The 16,822-nt window shown below is 71.4% G+C and carries 15 protein-coding genes; 10 read left to right on the top strand and 5 right to left on the bottom strand.

The annotated features are described in order from the left end of the window. Positions 1-55: 55 nt before the first annotated feature. On the bottom strand, positions 56-1,309 hold the full coding sequence (chrA, locus tag ACF3NH_RS14365; protein ID WP_422923726.1) for a chromate efflux transporter: 1,254 nt from the start codon (positions 1,307-1,309) through the stop codon (positions 56-58). Positions 1,310-1,579: 270 nt separating this feature from the next. On the opposite strand from chrA, the gene ACF3NH_RS14360 reads away from it, so the two are divergent. From ACF3NH_RS14360 to ACF3NH_RS14345, 4 genes are all read left to right on the top strand, one after another. After that, complete coding sequence (locus ACF3NH_RS14360; RefSeq protein WP_422923724.1) at positions 1,580-1,966, top strand: CoA transferase; 387 nt, start codon at positions 1,580-1,582, stop codon at positions 1,964-1,966. 79 nt (positions 1,967-2,045) lie between these two features. Further along, entirely contained in the window at positions 2,046-3,653 is a 1,608-nt protein-coding gene (locus ACF3NH_RS14355; RefSeq protein WP_422923722.1) for a carboxyl transferase domain-containing protein, read from the top strand. 10 nt (positions 3,654-3,663) lie between these two features. Further along, positions 3,664-3,870: a Clp protease/crotonase-like domain-containing protein gene (locus ACF3NH_RS14350; protein ID WP_422923720.1), complete on the top strand. Its 207-nt coding sequence runs from the start codon at positions 3,664-3,666 to the stop codon at positions 3,868-3,870. A gap of 14 nt (positions 3,871-3,884) precedes the next feature. After that, the gene (locus ACF3NH_RS14345; protein ID WP_422923718.1) at positions 3,885-5,891 is read left to right on the top strand and encodes an acetyl/propionyl/methylcrotonyl-CoA carboxylase subunit alpha; all 2,007 of its coding nucleotides are present in this window, start codon (positions 3,885-3,887) and stop codon (positions 5,889-5,891) included. Positions 5,892-6,269: 378 nt separating this feature from the next. Here ACF3NH_RS14345 and ACF3NH_RS14340 read toward each other — a convergent pair whose 3' ends face one another. Beyond that, positions 6,270-6,752 (bottom strand): DUF4347 domain-containing protein, encoded by a 483-nt coding sequence (locus tag ACF3NH_RS14340; protein ID WP_198367845.1) that lies wholly within the window; start codon positions 6,750-6,752, stop codon positions 6,270-6,272. A gap of 235 nt (positions 6,753-6,987) precedes the next feature. Between ACF3NH_RS14340 and ACF3NH_RS14335 the strand changes: the two genes are divergently transcribed. The 3 genes from ACF3NH_RS14335 (at position 6,988) to ACF3NH_RS14325 (ending at position 9,570) form a co-directional block, all read left to right on the top strand. Further along, a complete protein-coding gene (locus ACF3NH_RS14335; protein ID WP_198367846.1) occupies positions 6,988-7,938 on the top strand; it encodes an ABC transporter substrate-binding protein in 951 nt (316 codons plus the stop codon). Between the two features lie 67 nt (positions 7,939-8,005). Then, a complete protein-coding gene (locus ACF3NH_RS14330) occupies positions 8,006-8,779 on the top strand; it encodes an ABC transporter permease (RefSeq protein ID WP_232477398.1) in 774 nt (257 codons plus the stop codon). Beyond that, positions 8,779-9,570 carry an ABC transporter ATP-binding protein gene (locus ACF3NH_RS14325; RefSeq protein WP_198367848.1) on the top strand — a complete coding sequence of 264 codons (792 nt, stop codon included), beginning with the start codon at positions 8,779-8,781 and terminating at the stop codon, positions 9,568-9,570. The genes ACF3NH_RS14330 and ACF3NH_RS14325 overlap by 1 nt, the downstream gene beginning before the upstream one ends. Here ACF3NH_RS14325 and ACF3NH_RS14320 read toward each other — a convergent pair. The 3 genes from ACF3NH_RS14320 to ACF3NH_RS14310 form a co-directional block, all read right to left on the bottom strand. Further along, positions 9,512-12,118 (bottom strand): PAS domain S-box protein, encoded by a 2,607-nt coding sequence (locus tag ACF3NH_RS14320; protein WP_422923714.1) that lies wholly within the window; start codon positions 12,116-12,118, stop codon positions 9,512-9,514. The genes ACF3NH_RS14325 and ACF3NH_RS14320 overlap by 59 nt on opposite strands. 64 nt (positions 12,119-12,182) lie before the next feature. After that, positions 12,183-12,398 carry a DUF1289 domain-containing protein gene (locus ACF3NH_RS14315; protein ID WP_255528794.1) on the bottom strand — a complete coding sequence of 72 codons (216 nt, stop codon included), beginning with the start codon at positions 12,396-12,398 and terminating at the stop codon, positions 12,183-12,185. A 69-nt stretch (positions 12,399-12,467) separates the two neighbouring features. Further along, a complete protein-coding gene (locus ACF3NH_RS14310) occupies positions 12,468-13,019 on the bottom strand; it encodes a putative glycolipid-binding domain-containing protein (RefSeq protein WP_422923712.1) in 552 nt (183 codons plus the stop codon). 86 nt (positions 13,020-13,105) lie between these two features. On the opposite strand from ACF3NH_RS14310, the gene ACF3NH_RS14305 reads away from it, so the two are divergent. The 3 genes from ACF3NH_RS14305 (at position 13,106) to uvrC (ending at position 16,821) form a co-directional block, all read left to right on the top strand. Continuing rightward, positions 13,106-13,879, top strand: coding sequence for an SDR family oxidoreductase (locus ACF3NH_RS14305; protein WP_422923710.1), 774 nt, complete (start codon positions 13,106-13,108; stop codon positions 13,877-13,879). After that, positions 13,876-14,265, top strand: a complete 390-nt coding sequence (locus ACF3NH_RS14300) for a dihydroneopterin aldolase (protein ID WP_232477401.1) — start codon at positions 13,876-13,878, stop codon at positions 14,263-14,265. The genes ACF3NH_RS14305 and ACF3NH_RS14300 overlap by 4 nt, the downstream gene beginning before the upstream one ends. A gap of 489 nt (positions 14,266-14,754) precedes the next feature. Then, positions 14,755-16,821 (top strand): excinuclease ABC subunit UvrC, encoded by a 2,067-nt coding sequence (gene uvrC, locus ACF3NH_RS14295; protein ID WP_370592076.1) that lies wholly within the window; start codon positions 14,755-14,757, stop codon positions 16,819-16,821. Position 16,822 lies beyond the last annotated feature (1 nt).

Below are 16,822 nucleotides of genomic sequence, written 5' to 3'. Positions count from 1 at the left end.
CCGAAGAAGCCGGCGGAAGGCCTGCGATCGCCTGCCGACAGCGGGGTGAGCCTCCTCACGCGCCGCCGAGCAGGGTGGATACCGCCCAGCCCGCGATACCGGTCATCACCACCACCAGCCACGCCGGAACCTGCCAAAGGACCAGCGCGGCGAAAGCCGTCAGCGCGACCGCGAAGTCCGCCGGAGTCCGAACGGTCGACGTCCAGATCGGGTCGAACAGTGCTGCCGCCAGGATGCCGACCACGGCGGCGTTCACGCCCATCAGGGCGGCACGCGCGCCCGGGCGCCCCCGCAGGGCATCCCAGAAGGGCAGCATGCCGTACATCAGCAGGATCCCGGGCAGGAACACCGCCAGGAGCGCAAGGAGGCTGCCCGGCACGCCATTGGGCCAAAGGGCCTGCGCCGCGCCGAGGAAAGCCGCAAAGGTGAAGAGCGGGCCGGGCACGGCCTGGGTGACGCCGTAGCCTGCCAGGAAACCATCCGCCGAGATCCAGCCGGCCGGCACCATGGCCCGCTCCAGCAGCGGCAACACCACATGGCCACCCCCGAAGACCAGGGAGCCGGCACGATAGAAGGCGTCCACCGTCGCCACGGCATGCGACCCGGTTGCCACCGCCAGAAGCGGCAGGCCGACCAGCAGAACAGGGAACAGCGCAAGGGCGGACAGCGCGGCGGCGCGCGGCACCCGGAAGGGCAGGTTGACGTCGGATCCCGCCGCCGCCACGTGGCGGTACAAGGCCATGCCGATCACGGCACCGACCAGGAGGACGCCCAGCTGGGTCACTGCCGAAGGAAGGAGAAGCAGGGCAATGGTGGCCAGGACGGCCAGGGTGGCGCGGGGTCGGTCCGGGCAGAGGCCATTTGCCATGCCCCAGACCGCCTGCGCCACCACGGCGACGGCCACCAGCTTCAGGCCATGCACGACGCCCGCGCCCGCGCCGCCGGTCAGGGCATCGACACCGTAGGCGGCCAGCAGCATCACGAGCGCGGAGGGCATGGTGAAGCCGAGCCATGCCGCCGCGCCTCCCGGCAGGCCGCCGCGCAGCACACCGAGCGCGAAGCCGACCTGGCTGCTGGCCGGGCCGGGCAGGAACTGTCCAAGGGCCACGAGATCGGCATACCCCGTCTCGTCGATCCAGCGGCGCCGGGTGACGAACTCCTCGCGGAAGTACCCGATGTGGGCGATCGGCCCGCCGAACGAGGTCAGCCCGAGACGAAGAAAGACCAGCAGGATCTCGAGAAAGGAGCTCCGCGCCGGAGCTTCTCCCTCCCCGTCGGGTCCGGTGGTGGAGCGAGCAGATGTGTCCATGGGTGGGCCCTCGGCGATTCTTCCGGCAGATCATGCGCGGCCGAAGCCTACACTCCAGTGACAGTCCCGATGGGAGTTGGCCTGGGGGCGCTGATGCGGCGGGACCGTGCCATCTGGGAGCCGATCGTGCGGAATCTGGGGCTGACCGCGCAGTAGGCCGGTGTGGGAGGGAGCCGTCGTGGATCAACCGATGCAGCAGGGCGCCACGGCCGGGGACGAGGCCGTCGCATGGGGAGGCCCGCTCGCGGGGCTTCGGGTGCTGGACCTGACGTGCTGATCGAGAACTTCCGCCCGGGCGTGATGGGGCGCCTCGGCCTCGGCGCCCGCACCCGCACGCGCAGGGTCGCGGAATGGCAGGCCATCCTGGAGGCGCATGACGTTCCGCATGCCCCGGTGCTCGGCGTGCGGGAAGCGCTGTCCCACCCGCATGCGCGGTCGCGCGAGATGGTGGTGGAGGTGCCGCATGAGAGCCTGGGCGCGGTCCGGGTGCTCGGGCACCCCATCAAGTTCCCCGGCAGCCCGCAGGCGCCGCTGGCCGCGCCGCCGCTGCTGGACCAGCACATGGCGGACATCCTCCGGCGCGAGTTGAACTACTCTGAGGAGGCAATCCGGGCGCTGCGCGAACGGGGCGCCATCGACAGGGGGACCGGGAAGTGACCGCACAGGGCAGCGCGCGACGAAGGCGGCATGGAAGAACAGGGCCGCTCACGGTGCCGATGACGGCGGGGAGGAGCTGATGGCGGTGCTGCAGACGGAGCTGGACGCGCGCTCGCCGGAATGCGCCGCGAACGCGCGCCACATGCGCTCGCTGGTGGAGGACCTTCGCGCGCAGGCGGAGCGGGTTCGCCTCGGCGGCGGGCAGGTGTCGCGTGAACGGCACCTATCGCGCGGCAAGCTGCTGCCACGCGACCGTATCCGTGCGTTGATCGATCCCCTCTCGCCGTTCCTGGAAGTCGGGCAGTTCGCCGCGCACGGGATGTATGGCGACGAGGTGCCGTCGGCCGGGATCATCACCGGCATCGGCCGCGTGGCGGGGCGGGAATGCATGATCGTGGCCAATGACGCCACGGTGAAGGGCGGCACCTATTTCCCGCTGACGGTGCAGAAGCACCTGCGGGCGCAGGAGATCGCGCAGCAGAACCGGCTGCCCTGCATCTACCTGGTGGACAGCGGCGGCGCCAACCTGCCGAACCAGGACGAGGTGTTCCCCGGCCGCGACCATTTCGGGCGCATCTTCTTCAACCAGGCCAATATGTCGGCGCAGGGCATCGCGCAGGTGGCGGTGGTGATGGGCTCCTGCACCGCGGGCGGCGCCTACGTGCCCGCGATGTGCGACGAGAGCATCATCGTGCGCAACCAGGGCACCATCTTCCTGGCCGGGCCGCCGCTGGTGAAGGCGGCCACGGGCGAGGTGGTGAGCGCCGAGGAACTGGGCGGCGCCGAGGTGCACAGCCGCATCTCCGGCGTCACCGACCATTTCGCGGAGAACGACGCGCACGCGCTCGGCATCGCTCGGCGGGTGGTGGCGGGGCTGAACACGGTGAAGCGTCCCGCGTTGACGCTGCGCCAGCCCGAGCCGCCACGCTACGCGCCCGAGGAGCTGTATTCCGTCGTGCCCGCCAACGCGCGCACGCCCTATGATGTCAGAGAGGTGATCGCCCGCCTGGTGGACGGCAGCGCGTTCGACGAGTTCAAGCGGCTCTACGGCCCGACGCTGGTCTGCGGCTTCGCCCACATCTGGGGCTATCCTGTCGGCATTGTCGCCAACAACGGCATTCTGTTCTCGGAATCCGCGCAGAAGGGCGCGCATTTCATCGAGCTGTGTTCCCAGCGCGGCATCCCGCTGGTGTTCCTGCAGAACATCACCGGCTTCATGGTGGGCCGGAAGTACGAGGCGGGCGGCATCGCCAAGGACGGCGCCAAGATGGTGACGGCGGTGGCCACCTCCGCCGTGCCGAAGTTCACGATCATCATCGGCGGCTCCTTCGGCGCCGGGAACTACGGCATGTGCGGCCGTGCCTATTCGCCGCGCTTCCTGTGGATGTGGCCCAACGCCCGCATCGGCGTGATGGGTGGCGAGCAGGCCGCCGCCGTGCTGGCCACCGTGCGTCGCGACGGCATCGAGGGCCGCGGCGGCACCTGGTCGGCCGAGGAGGAGGAAGCCTTCAAGGCGCCGATCCGCGAGCAGTACGAGCGGCAGGGGCACCCCTACTATGCCAGCGCCCGCCTCTGGGATGACGGGGTGATCGACCCGGCGGACACGCGGCGTGTCCTCGCGCTCGGCCTCTCCGCCAGCCTGAATGCACCGATCGAGCCGACGCGCTTCGGCGTGTTCCGGATGTGAGGGCGGGCCGATGAGCAGCATCGTCCCGCTCCAGGGCGCCCCGGGCGCGCAGGCCGACGCCAAGGACCTCGTCTTCCTGTGCGGGGGACGGCCGGTGGATGCGGCGCTGGGGGAGGAAACAGGCCGGCGCATCACCTCGCGCCGGGCCTCCGCCGAGGGGCGGGAAGGCATTGCCGCCTTTCTTGGCAAGCGCCCGCCCGCCTGGCGGCAGGGCTGAGGGAGGGAAAGCCCATGTTCCGCAAGATCCTGATCGCCAACCGCGGCGAGATCGCCTGCCGCGTGATCGCCACGGCCCGGCGCCTCGGCGTGGCGACCGTGGCGGTCTATTCCGAGGCCGATGCCGGGGCCCGGCACGTCCGGCTGGCCGACGAAGCCTGGCCCATCGGACCCGCGCCCGCGCGCCAGAGCTACCTGGTGGGCGAGCACATCCTGGAGGTCGCGCGCCGATCGGGCGCCGAGGCGATCCACCCGGGCTACGGCTTCCTGTCGGAGAATGCCGACTTCGCGGCGGCCTGCGGCGAGGCGGGCGTGGTGTTCATCGGCCCGCCCGCATCGGCCATCCGCGCCATGGGCTCGAAGGCGGAATCCAAGGCGCTCATGGAGCGCTCCGGCGTGCCGCTGGTGCCGGGCTATCATGGGGAGGCGCAGGATCTGCCGCTGCTGGCGCGGGAGGCGGCGCGGATCGGCTATCCCGTGCTGATCAAGGCTTCAGCGGGGGGCGGCGGCAAGGGCATGCGGATTGTCCCGTCGGCAGGCGAGCTGGAGGCCGCCATCGAGGGCGCGAAGCGCGAGGCGCTGGCCTCCTTCGGCGACGACCGCGTGCTGATCGAGAAGTACCTGACGCGTCCCAGGCACATCGAGATCCAGGTCTTCGCCGACACGCAGGGCAACACGCTCTCGCTGTTCGAGCGGGACTGCTCCATCCAGCGGCGGCACCAGAAGGTGATCGAGGAGGCCCCCGCCCCCGGCATGGACCCGATGCGGCGCCGGGCGATGGGCGAGGCCGCCGTCGCCGCGGCACGGGCCGTCGGCTATGTCGGCGCGGGCACGGTGGAGTTCATCGCCGAGGGCGACGCCTTCTTCTTCATGGAGATGAACACCCGGCTGCAGGTCGAGCATCCGGTGACGGAGATGGTGACCGGGCTGGACCTGGTGGAATGGCAGCTCCGCGTGGCGTGCGGCGAGCCCCTGCCGGTGCGGGAGGACGGTCTCCGGCTGCACGGGCACGCGATCGAGGCGCGCGTCTATGCCGAGGACCCCGCGCGGGACTTCATGCCCGCCGTGGGCACCCTGACCCACCTGCGCCAGCCCGGGGAAGTGCCGGGTGAGGTCCGGGTGGACACCGGCGTGCGCCAGGGTGACAGCATCACGCCCGACTACGATCCCATGATCGCCAAGCTGGTGGTCCGGGGCGAGGACCGCCCCGCCGCCGTCCGGCGTCTGGCCGCCGCGCTGGCGGAGTACGAGGTGGTCGGCCTGCAGACGAACCTGGAACTGCTGCGCGCCATCGCCGGGCATAGGGCATTCGCGGCCGCGGAACTGGACACCGGCTTCATCGCGCGCCACGCGGCCGCGCTCATGCCCGTGGCGGCGGCCCGGACTGACGATGCCATTGTCTGGGCGGCCGCGGCTCTCACGGCATTGAAGGATCAGCAGGCGGCGTCGCGGGCCGGCGACGGCGACCCGTGGTCCCCCTGGGCGCAGGCCGATGCGTGGCGGATGAACGGGGAGGGCTACCAGGACCTGCACATCCGGCAGGCTGACGACGAGCGGGTTGCCATCCGCGCCCGCCCCATGGCCGCGGGGCGCTATCGGCTGGATCTGCCCGGCGGGCCGGTGACAGCCGAGCTCGCGGAGGAGCAAGACGGATCGGTTCTGCTGCTGGATGGCGTGGCGCGCCGCCTGCGGGTGGTGCGGCAGGGCGCAACGCTGACGGTGGTGCTGAAGGGCCGCAACCATGTGCTGGAGGTTGTGGACCCGCTGGCGCCGCCACGAACGGAGACGGCGGGCAACGACCGGGTCCGGGCTCCCGTGCCTGGGCGTATTGCCCGCGTGCTGGTGCGGCCCGGCGACGTCGTGGCGAAGAACGCGCCCCTGGTGGTGATCGAGGCGATGAAGATGGAGCTGACGCTGCGCGCGCCCATGGATGGCTGCGTGGAAAGCGTGCGCCATCAGGCCGAGGAGATGGTGGAGGAAGGGACCGAGCTGGTGACCTTCGCCGCGGAGGCGGCCTCGTGAGCGGGCCCCCGCCGGTGGGCGTGGTGGAGGTCGGGCCGACGGGCATCGAGACGGGCGGCTTCGTGTCGCCCTGATGGATGCCGCCGGCTCGGCTGCCGGTCCGGCGCCAGAAGGCCTCTCGCAGGGGAACATCAACTGCTCGGTCGAGAAGATCCTGCGGCGCCTCGGGCCGGTGGCGGCCCAGGCGCGGGGACACGGGTTACGCGTGCGCGGCCACGTCTCCTGCGGGCTGGGCCGCCCCTAGGAGGGCGAGGGGCTGCCGGCCAGCAGACACAGCACCGCGTCGGAGGGGGTCAGCGGCATCCGCCCCATCCCCCGGAGGACAACGCTTCGCGCAGGCGTCCCAGGACTTCCGACGCCGGAGCCGTGGACATTCCTTCAATGCAGGAGGGCACGCGGGCTGCCGGGCAGGCCGGGCCCGGCCCAGGCGATGGGCATGCCCGGTTGGGCGCGGCGCGCTCCGGGCGCGCGCACATCGCGGCCCAGGGCACGGGCGAGCATCGCCATCAGCCGCGCGCCGACGCTGCCGCCGGCGTTGCTGCCGCCGATCCGCAGCGTGCCGTCCGGCGTCAGGCAGCGGCCCAGCTCTTCCAGAAGGTCCTCCTGGCCGCCAAGGCTCTGGGCGTCCAGGATGCAGGTGCCCAGGACGATGCGGCCGGCGCCGCCATGCTCGGGCAGGTCGATGATCTCGAGCGGCGCCAGCTCCGCCGCCAGCTCCAGGACCTGGCGCAGGCCGTCGCGCCGGCTGTCCAGCACCTGCACCATGGTGTCGGCGGCGGCGGCGATCACCGCCTGGGACCATCCGGCCTGGCGCGGATCGAGGACGGTGAGGCGGGTGATGCGGGGTTCATTCTGAACCATGGCTGAGCGCTCCGTTCTGGATGTGCCTATTCTGTTCCTCACCCATGAAGGAATCGCTGACAGCCGGAAGATTTTCCGGAGGCTCGCGCTACTGGGCGGCGCGGCGCCCTCCGGCCTCCCTTCCAGCGCATGGGCCCGGCGAACGCCCCCGCCTGAGCCGGCGATTCCATCCGGGCGGGATCTGCTCTAGGCTGCCACCCGGGAGAGGCCGCCAGGCCCTGAGGAGAAAAGATCCATGCAACGCCGCCTGTTCCTGGGCGCCGCCGCCGGCGCGCTCGCCCTTCCCGCTGTCCTGCGTGCGCAGGCCATGCCCAGGATCACCATCGGCATGTCGGGCTGGACCGGCTTCGCGCCGCTGACCCTCGCCGAGCAGGCCGGGCTGTTCCGGGCGAATGGCGTCGAGGTGGAGACCCGCTTCGTGCCGCAGCGCGAGCGCAACCTGGCCCTGGCCGCCGGCGCGCTGAACTGCGTCGTCACCACGGTCGACACCATGATCCTCTGGGGCAGCACCATGCCGCTGGTGCAGGTGCTGGTGCTCGACCGGTCGAGAGGGGGCGACGGCATCGCGGTGCGGCCCTCCATCGGCGGCTGGGCGGGGCTCAAGGGCAGGACCGTCGCGGTCGACGGCCCCGGCACCACGCCCTATTTCGTGCTCGCCTATATGCTGCGCGAGAACGGCATGTCGGTGAAGGAGGTGCAGGCCGCGACGCTGGCGCCGCAGCCGGCCGCGCAGGCCTTCGTCGCCGGGCAGTTCGACGCCTGTTCGACCTATGAGCCCTACCTTTCGCAGGTTCGCGGCATGGGCGAGGACAAGGGCCGCATCCTTGCCACCACGAACGACTATCCCTGCGTCGTCGATACCCTCGCCTTCACGCCCGACTTCGTGGCGAAGAACGAGCCGGCGGTGAAGGCGGTGATCAAGAGCTGGTACGACGCGCTGGCGATGATCGCGCGCGAACCCGCGACATCGCATGAGATCATGGGCAAGCGCGTGAACCAGAGCGCCGAGGCCTTCAGGGCCAGCGCGCAGTTCATCGAATGGCAGGACGCGGCGAAGAACCGCGCCTATGTCGCCGACGAGTTGCCGAAGTTCATGACCAAGGCGCTGGAGGTGCAGAAGGAGGCGGGCGTGGTGCGCCAGTCGCCGGACCTGGCGAAGCTGCTCGACACGCGCTTCCTCGGCTGAGGCCATGGCGGGGCCGCCGGCCGGCCCCCCTCCCCGTCCCGCCCGACCCCATCCTCCGCGAGGCCGCTTGGAACCGCTCAAACCCGTCTCCGCCCCCCTGCGCGCCGCGCTGGGCCTGGGCTTCTTCCTCCTGTTCCTCGGCCTCTGGGGCCTCGTCACCTATGGCGGCTATGTGCAGCCGCTCTTCCTGGCCTCGCCGGGGCAGGCGCTGGCCGCCGGCTGGACGCTGTTCACCGAGTACAACTTCGCCGGCGACATCGGCATGACTGTCTGGCGCGTGGTGGGGGGCTTTCTGCTCGCGGCCCTGCTCGCGGTGCCGCTCGGGCTGCTGATGGGCGCCTACAAGCCGGTCGAGGCCTTCTTCGAGCCCTTCATCTCCTTCGCCCGCTACCTTCCGGCCTCGGCCTTCATCCCGCTCCTCATCCTCTGGGCCGGGGTGGGCGAGGCGCAGAAGCTCTCGGTCATCTTCCTCGGCAGCGTCTTCCAGATCGTCATCATGGTGGCCGTCATCGCCGGCGGCACGCGGCGCGACCTGGTGGAGGCGGCCTATACCCTCGGCACGAAGGGCAGCGGCATCCTGCGGCGGGTCATCATCCCCGCCGCCGCCCCGCAGGTCATGGAGGCGCTCCGCCTGGTGCTCGGCTGGGCCTGGACCTATGTCATCGTCGCCGAGCTGATCGGGGCGCAGAGCGGCATCGGCCACATGATCATGGACAGCCAACGCCTGCTCGATACCGGCCAGATGATCTTCGGCATCGTCGTCATCGGCCTGATCGGGCTGGTCACCGACTTCCTCTTCAAGGCGCTGAACCGGCGCCTGTTCCGCTGGGCGGCGCTGTGATGGCGCTCTCGGTCCGCGGCCTGACCCGCACCTTTCCCGGCCAGGGCGGCAACGCGCCGACCCTGGCTCTGCAGCCGACCGACCTCGACGTCGCGCCCGGCGAGTTCGTCTCCATCCTGGGGCCCTCGGGCTGCGGCAAGTCCACCCTGCTGCGGATCGTGGCCGGGCTCGACCGGCCGACGGGCGGCAGCGTCACGCTCAATGGCCGCAGGGTCAGCGGGCCAGGGCCCGACCGCGGCATGGTCTTCCAGTCCTACACGCTCTTCCCCTGGTTGACGGTGGAGCAGAACATCCGCTTCGGCCTGCGCGAGCGGAAGCTGCCCGAGGCCGAGATGCGCGAGACCGCCGCCCGCTTCATCGCCCGGACCGGCCTGCGGGGCTTCGAGAACCACTGGCCACGCCAGCTCTCCGGCGGCATGCAGCAGCGCACCGCCCTGGCGCGGGCGCTGGCCAACGATCCTGAGATCCTGCTGCTCGACGAGCCCTTCGGCGCGCTCGATCACCAGACGCGCGAGTTGATGCAGGAGCTTCTGCTGGAGGTCTGGGGCAGCGACCGGCCCGAGGCCCGCAAGACCGTGCTGTTCGTGACGCATGACATCGACGAGGCCATCTTCCTCGCCAACCGCGTCCTGGTGATGTCGGCCCGGCCGGGCCGGGTGAAGGCGGAGGTGGCGGTCCCCCTGCCCTATCCCCGCGACTGGACGGTGAAGACGGCACCGGAATTCGGCGCGCTCAAGGCCCGGCTGATGGGGGAGATCCGGGAGGAGGTGCGAAAGGCGGCGCTGGGCTGAGCGGGCGCGGGCCCTCCGGTGGCGGCCGATCGGGGCGGCCGCCCGCCAGCATGGCCTGCACGCGGCGCGCCAGCGCGGCGATGGCGAAGGGCTTGGTGAGCATCTCCATGCCCGGCTCGAGGAAGCCGTCGGCGCTGGCGGCGACCTCGGCATAGCCGGTCATCAGCAGGACGGGCAGGCCCGGGCGCTGGCGCCGCGCCTCCGCGGCGAGCCGCCGGCCCTGGAGGCCCGGCAGGCCGATATCGGTGATCAGGAGGTCGATCCTCCTCGCCTCGCGCAGAAGCCGCAGCCCGCCGGGGCCATCCTCCGCCACCCGGGCCTCGTAGCCCAGATCGGCCAGCACCTCGAGCACCAGCGCCCGCACCACCGGCTCGTCCTCCACCACGGCGACCACCTCGCCCCTGCCGCCGGGCACGGCCTCCGCCTCGGCCGCCGCCGGCGGCAGCACGCCGTGATGGCGGGGCAGCAGGAGATGGACCGTGGTGCCCTGGCCGGGGCTCGATTCGATGTGGGCAGCGCCGCCCGACTGGCGGGCGAAGCCGTAGATCATCGACAGGCCGAGGCCGGTGCCACGGCCGGGCTCCTTGGTGGTGAAGAAGGGTTCGAAAGCGTGCTCCAGCACCTCGGGCGGCATGCCGCGGCCGGTGTCGGAGACACCGATGACGATGCTCTCGCCATGCGTCCCGCCGCCCGGCCGGCATCGCGTCGCCAGGCGCAGCACGCCCCCGTCCGGCATGGCGTCCCGTGCGTTGATCGCCAGATTGAGGATGGCGTTCTCAAGCTGGTTCACGTCGCACCGCGTGAGCCAGAGGTCCGGCGCCAGGTCGAGCTCCAGCCGGATGCCCTCTCCGATGGTCCGGCGCAGCATGTCCGCCATGGAGGCCAGGAGGTCATTGGCCTGGACCGGCCGGGGATCGATGGGCTGCCGGCGGGCGAAGGCCAGCAGCCGGTGCGTGAGGGAGGAGGCCCGCCGCGCCGAGGCGATCGCCCCTTCCAGGAAACGCTCCACATGGCGGTCGCTGCGGAGCTGCCGCTGCGCCAGCTCAAGCGATCCCTGAATACCTTGAAGCAGATTGTTGAAATCATGGGCGATACCGCCGGTGAGCTGACCGATCGCCTCCATCTTCTGGGACTGCCGCAGAGCCTCCTCCGCGCGGCGCAGCTCGGCGGTGCGATCGGCGATGCGCCGCTCCAGCTCGTCCGCGGCGAGGCGCGCCTCGGTGATGTCCGCCGCCGTGCCGAGGTAGCCGAGAAAGGCCTCGCCCTGGTGGCGGGGCAGCGCCTGGCAATCGAACCAGCGGACCCGCCCGGCGCCATCCGTCACGCGGACTTCCTGGCGGTAATGCCGGCGCGCCTGCCATGCCCGCCCGAAACTCTTCCGCACGCGCTCCCGGTCCTCCGGATGGAGCCGCGCCAGCCAGTCCTGCTCCCGCAGCTCGGCGACCGGCAGGCCGAAGGTGATCTCGAAGCGGCGGTTGAGGAAGGTCATGCCGCCGCCGGCGTCCATCGCCCAGATCAGCACCGGCGCGCTGTCCGCCACCTCCCGGAACCGCTCCTCGCTCTCGCGCAGGCGGGCCGCCGCCTGCCGGCGCTCCTCGACGCCCCGCACCCGCCGGCCGACCTCGCGGAACAGGGCCAGGTCGGCCTCCTCCCAACGGCGCGCGCGCCCGCTGGCGGCATAGAGGATGGCCGGCGGGCGCCCCTCGGGGGCCAGGAGGAAGAACAGGGCCGCGCGCACGCCGTTCCGCAGCAGTTGCGGAGCGACCTCGGCCATGAGGGCGTCCGTCTCCACCTCCCCGACCGCCAGCATGTCCTGGCCCCGCAGCGTCTCCAGCAGGCGGGTGCCACCCGTGCCGATGCGGTGCTCCCCCAGCCCGCTGGACCGGTGGGCGCTCCATTCGCGCTCGATACGGATCCAGCCATCACGGTCGAGGCTCGCGGCGCCGATCCTGTCGGCCGAGAGGGCCTGTCCCATCCTCTCCGCCAGGCCGAAAATGACGACCTCGACATCCTGGTCCTGCTGCAGGCGGTTGCTCAGCTCCGAGAGAAAGGCCTGGCGGCGCTCCGCCATCACGCGCCGCGTGGTTTCGAGGCAGGTGCAGAGCATCCCCGCGACCTGACCGGAATCGTCGCGGATGGGGATGTAGGAGAAGACGAAGTAGGCTTCCTCGGGAAAGCCGTTACGGTGCATCGTCAGCCGCAGATCGTCGGCGTAGCTGGCCTCCCCCGCATAGGCGCGGTCCATGATCGGGCCGACATCGGCGATGATGTCGTGCCAGACCTCCTCGAACCGCCGCCCGAGCGCCCAGCCCTGCTTCAGGCCGAGCATCGGCGCATAGCCGTCATTGTAGATGATGATGCGATCCGGCCCCCAGGACACGAACATCGGCTGCGGCGTGCCGAGCATCACGACCAGCAGGGTGCGGAGTGTCGGCGGCCAGGCCTCGGGCGGGCCCAGCGGCGTGGCGGTCCAGTCCTTCGCGCGGATGCGCCCGCCCATCTCGCCGCCACCCTGGAGGAAGGAAAGGTGATCTTGTCCTGGCGACACCCTGGCTTCCCTCTTCCCTGACGGCTTCGAAAGACCTGAGCGAATCCGGCCCGGCCCCGCCCCTCTAAGCCTTATCCGATTTCCTCCGTTTCGCGGCCTCTCCGACGACATGTCCGGCCATCTCCATGGCCGACAGCCGGGCCGGGAGGCCGGTCAGGATCGCCTCGCGATAGGCGGGAACCCGCTTCCACGCCTTGCGCTCCGGCTTGGTCATGCCGCAGCCGCGGCACCAACCGCTCTGCTCGTCGAAATCACAAACCTTGATGCAGGGACGTTCCATGACGCAGAGATGGGGCGGCGGGAGGAGATGGCAATTCTCGCCGGCGGCCACCCCGGCAGGCCGAGCGGGTCAGGCCGGCTGCGGCACCAGGCGCCGGAAGCGCCCCGGCCAGGCGGTCACCAGCAGATTGTCTTCCACCTCGAACTCCGTCTCCTCCGGCGTGTCGAGGCGGTAGCGACGTCCGCGGTCGAGGCAGGCCAGGCGGCGTTCCACGCGGCGGAAGACCAGGCGGTCCGCGTCGAGCTGCACCATGGCCAGGCTCGCCGTCTCGCCGCTCCGCAGGCCCAGCCGATGGAGCGCGAGCGTGGTGGTGAAGGGTGTTACGCCGATCTCGAGGTCGAGCGCACCCTGCAGTTCGGGCAGGGGCCGGCCGACGCCGTCCGTCCAGCGGCCCAGCCCGTCGGCGCGCAGTTCGACCGCCAGATCCTGCCCGATGCGGTGCAGCCGGGCGGAGCGCGTCCGCCAGCCGAGGTCGCAGACCAGGGCGTATTGCCAGGCCGCCGTGCCGGGCCCGATCACCACCGACTGCACCAGGCGCAGGCCCGAGCTCTGCCGCAGCACCAGATGCTCCACACCCTGGCCGTGCCAGTCCGTCCAGCGGGCGATGAGGGGTGCGGGCATGCGGAACTCCTGCTGCCGTCCGGTCCGGAGCGACGACAGCAGGATATAGGCTGGACGCCGCCCGCTGTCCCCGCCATCTGTGCCTCATGCAGATTCCAGAGAGCATCCCGCGGGTGGCCCTGGTCACCGGCGGCGCGCGCCGGATCGGTCGGGGCATCGTCCTGGCGCTCGCCGGCGCCGGCTTCGATGTCGCGTTGCAGACCCGTGCCCCTGCACCGGAGGCCGAGGCGGTGGCCGAGGCGGTGCGGGCGCTGGGCCGCCGCGCCGTGGTCCTGACCGCGGAACTGTCGCGCGAGGCGGAGGTGGCGGCGCTGCTGCCGGCCGCCGCCGCCGCGCTCGGCCCGGTCGGCGTGCTGGTCAACAACGCCTCGGTCTTCGAGCGCGACGAATGGCACGACGCCACGCGGGAGAGCTGGGACCGCCACCTGGAGCCCAATCTGCGCGCGCCCTTCGTGCTGATCCAGGCCCTGGCCCGCGCCCTCCCCGACACGGCCGAGGGGGTCGCGATCAACCTGCTGGACCAGCGGGTCTGGTCCCTGACGCCGCATTTCGTCAGCTACAGCCTGTCCAAGGCGGGGCTCTGGGCGCTGACGCAAAGCCTGGCGCTGGCGCTGGCGCCGCGCATCCGGGTGAACGGCATCGGCCCCGGCCCGGCCCTGCCCAGCCCGCGCCAGAGCCCGGAGCAGTTCGCGGCGCAATGCGCCAGCACGCCGCTCGGCCGTGGTACCGGGCCGGAGGAGGTGGCGCGCGCCGTGCTCGCCATCCTCGCCCTGCCGGCCATGACCGGGCAGATGATCGCCCTCGATGGCGGGCAGCACCTGCAATGGTCGCCCGCCCGCGGCGCGGGGCAGTCCGAATGAGCTACCACCCCGACGCCGCGCGCGGGCTGCGCCGTGTCTTCGTCCGGCGCCTCGCCGTCGCGGCCCGGCTCGGCATCCATCCGGAGGAGCGTGAGCCGCAGCGGGTGCTGATCGACATCGAACTGCTGGCGGAGGACGACGCCGCGCCGCATGGCCAGGGCGCCGACCGGCTGGAGCGCGTGGTCGACTACGAGGCGGTGGCCAATACCGCGCGCCGCATCGCGCTCTCCGGCCATGTCCGGCTGGCGGAAACCCTGGCCGAGCGGATCGCCCTGGCAGTGCTGGAGGTGGAGCGGGTGCGGGCCGTCCGAGTAACGGTGGAGAAGCCGGACATCATCGCCGATGTCGGCGGCGTGGGCGTGACGGTGGAGCGGCTGCGGCGCTGACCCCCGCAAGGCCCGGCCGGCCACCTGCCCATCGGCGCGGCAATCGGGAAGAACGGTGTGACGGTCAGCGAAGTTTTCGTTTGGCACCCCATCGTCCACAGGCTTTTCCCCAGGAGCGGTGGACAAACCGCTCCCCATCCGCCGCAACGTCACCGCCGAAGCTCGCGAAAAGGATCGTTTTTTGCCTCGGGCGTGAGCGCGGACAAAATTTCGTCCACCGCGCCGAAGCCACAGTCCACCCTCCTCGTGCCGTCAACAGCAAGAATATGCTTGACCGGGCCTAAACGATAAATTTTCCCTCTTGCCAAGCAAAAACAGCGACTTACCTTTTTGCCCAAAGCTTAGGCAACGTCATGTGACCCGCAGATGACAGCCATTTAGCTATGGTCACCCACCAGCCATCCACAAGGTTATCCACAGGATTTGTGGGAAACTGCCCCGCCGCCCCCGCCCCTTGAGCCGCATCCTGCGGCGTGCTTGACCCCACCGATGCAGCAGCCGAGCGACCCGCCCGCCGCGCCCGAGGCCGTGCCCGATCCCTCCCCGTCCGCCGGCCTGTCCGCCGAGGGGCCGGTGATGGAGGGGCTGGCGGTGATCGAGGCCGCCCTGGCCACCATGCCGCTCGTCCCGGGCGTCTACCGCATGCTCGATGGCAAGGGAGATGCCCTTTATGTGGGCAAGGCGCGCAGCCTGAGGAAGCGCGTCACCGCCTATACGCAGATCGCCCGGCTGCCGGAGCGGCTGCGCCGCATGGTGCATGCCACGCGGCGGATGGAGATCATCACCACGGGCAGCGAGGCCGAGGCGCTGCTGCTGGAAGCCAACCTGATCAAGCGGCTGAGGCCGCGCTTCAATATCGTCCTGCGGGACGACAAGTCCTATCCCTGGCTGGTGCTGACCGAGGACCACCCGTTTCCGCAGATCGCCAAGCATCGCGGCGAGAAGCGCAAGGGCGCCAGCTACTGGGGGCCCTTCGCCAGCGCCTGGGCGGTGAACCAGACCATCACCGCGCTGGAGAAGGTGTTCCTCCTGCGCTCCTGCCGCGACACGGTGTTCGAGAGCCGCGACCGGCCTTGCCTGCTCTACCAGATCAAGCGCTGCTCCGCGCCCTGCACCGGGCGCATCGGGGCCGAGGACTATGCCGGCCTGGTGCGCGATGCCCGCAAGTTCCTCTCCGGCGAGACGCCGTCGATCCAGAAGCGGCTGGCCGCCGAGATGGAGCAGGCTGCGGAAGCCCTGGAGTTCGAGCGCGCCGCGGCGATCCGCGACCGGATCCGCGGCCTCACCCATGTGCAGGGGCAGAACAGCATCAACCTGGAGGGCGTCGGCGATGCCGATGTGGTGGCGCTGCACCAGATCGCCGGCCAGTCCTGCGTCCAGGTGTTCTTCTTCCGGGGCGGCCGCAACAACGGCAACCGCGCCTTCTTCCCCGCCCATGCCCGGGACGATGCCGAGGGGGCCGAGGTGCTCTCGGCCTTCCTCGCCCAGCTCTATGACGACCTGCCGCCGCCGCCGCTGGTGCTGCTCTCGCACGAGGTGGCCGACGCGGCGCTGATCGCCGAGGCGCTGAGCCTGAAGGCCGGGCGGAAGGTCGAGCTGCACCGGCCGCAGCGGGGCGAGAAGCGCGCCGCGGTCGAGCATGCCGCGACCAACGCGCGCGAGGCGCTCGAGCGCCGCCTGGCGGAAGGCACCGCCCAGGCCGCCCTGCTGGAGGGCGTGGCCCGCCTCTTCGACCTGCCGGAGACGCCCCGCCGCATCGAGATCTACGACAACAGCCATATCCAGGGCAGCCATGCCTATGGCGTGATGGTGGTGGCCGGGCCCGAGGGCTTCCTGAAGAGCGCGTACCGCAAGTACGCCATCCAGGGCACGGCCCGGCCGCGCATTCCGCCGCCGATCCTGGCCGAGGTGCCGGGCGCGGCGGCCGAGACCCGCGCCGCCGGCGGCGGCGACCGGATGGCCAGCGGCGGCGGCGACGACTTCGCCATGATGCGGGAGGTCTTCGAGCGCCGATTCGGCCGCGCCCTCAAGGAGGATCCGGAGCGGACGGGGGAAGGCTGGCCGGACCTGGTGCTGATCGATGGCGGCGCCGGGCAGCTCTCGGCGGCCAGCGAGGTAATGGCCGAGCTCGGCCTGGGCGACCTGCCGCTGGTGGCCGTGGCCAAGGGGCCGGACCGGGACGCCGGGCGGGAATGGTTCCACCGGGCCGGCGCGGCGCCCCTGCAGCTGCCGCCGCGTGATCCGGTGCTCTACTACCTGCAGAGGCTGCGCGACGAGGCGCACCGCTTCGCCATCACCACCCACCGCGCCGGCCGCTCCAAGGCGATCAGCCGCAGCGAGCTGGACGAGATCCCCGGCATCGGGACCGCCCTGAAGCGGCGCCTGCTGAACCATTTCGGCTCGGCCCGCGGCGTGCGCCAGGCGGGTCTCGAGGACCTGCGCAACTGCCCGGGCGTCGGCCCGGCCATGGCCGCCCGCATCCATGAGCATTTCCACCCTGGCGCCATGACGGCTAGTTTGGGAAAGCCCCGCGCGGCCCCACCGGGAAGACACTGAA

The sequence above is a fragment of the Pseudoroseomonas sp. WGS1072 genome (genome assembly GCF_049340465.1).
Lineage (GTDB): Bacteria > Pseudomonadota > Alphaproteobacteria > Acetobacterales > Acetobacteraceae > Pseudoroseomonas.
Note: the sequence above shows the minus strand (reverse complement) of the source record. Positions and strands in the feature narration are given on the sequence as shown.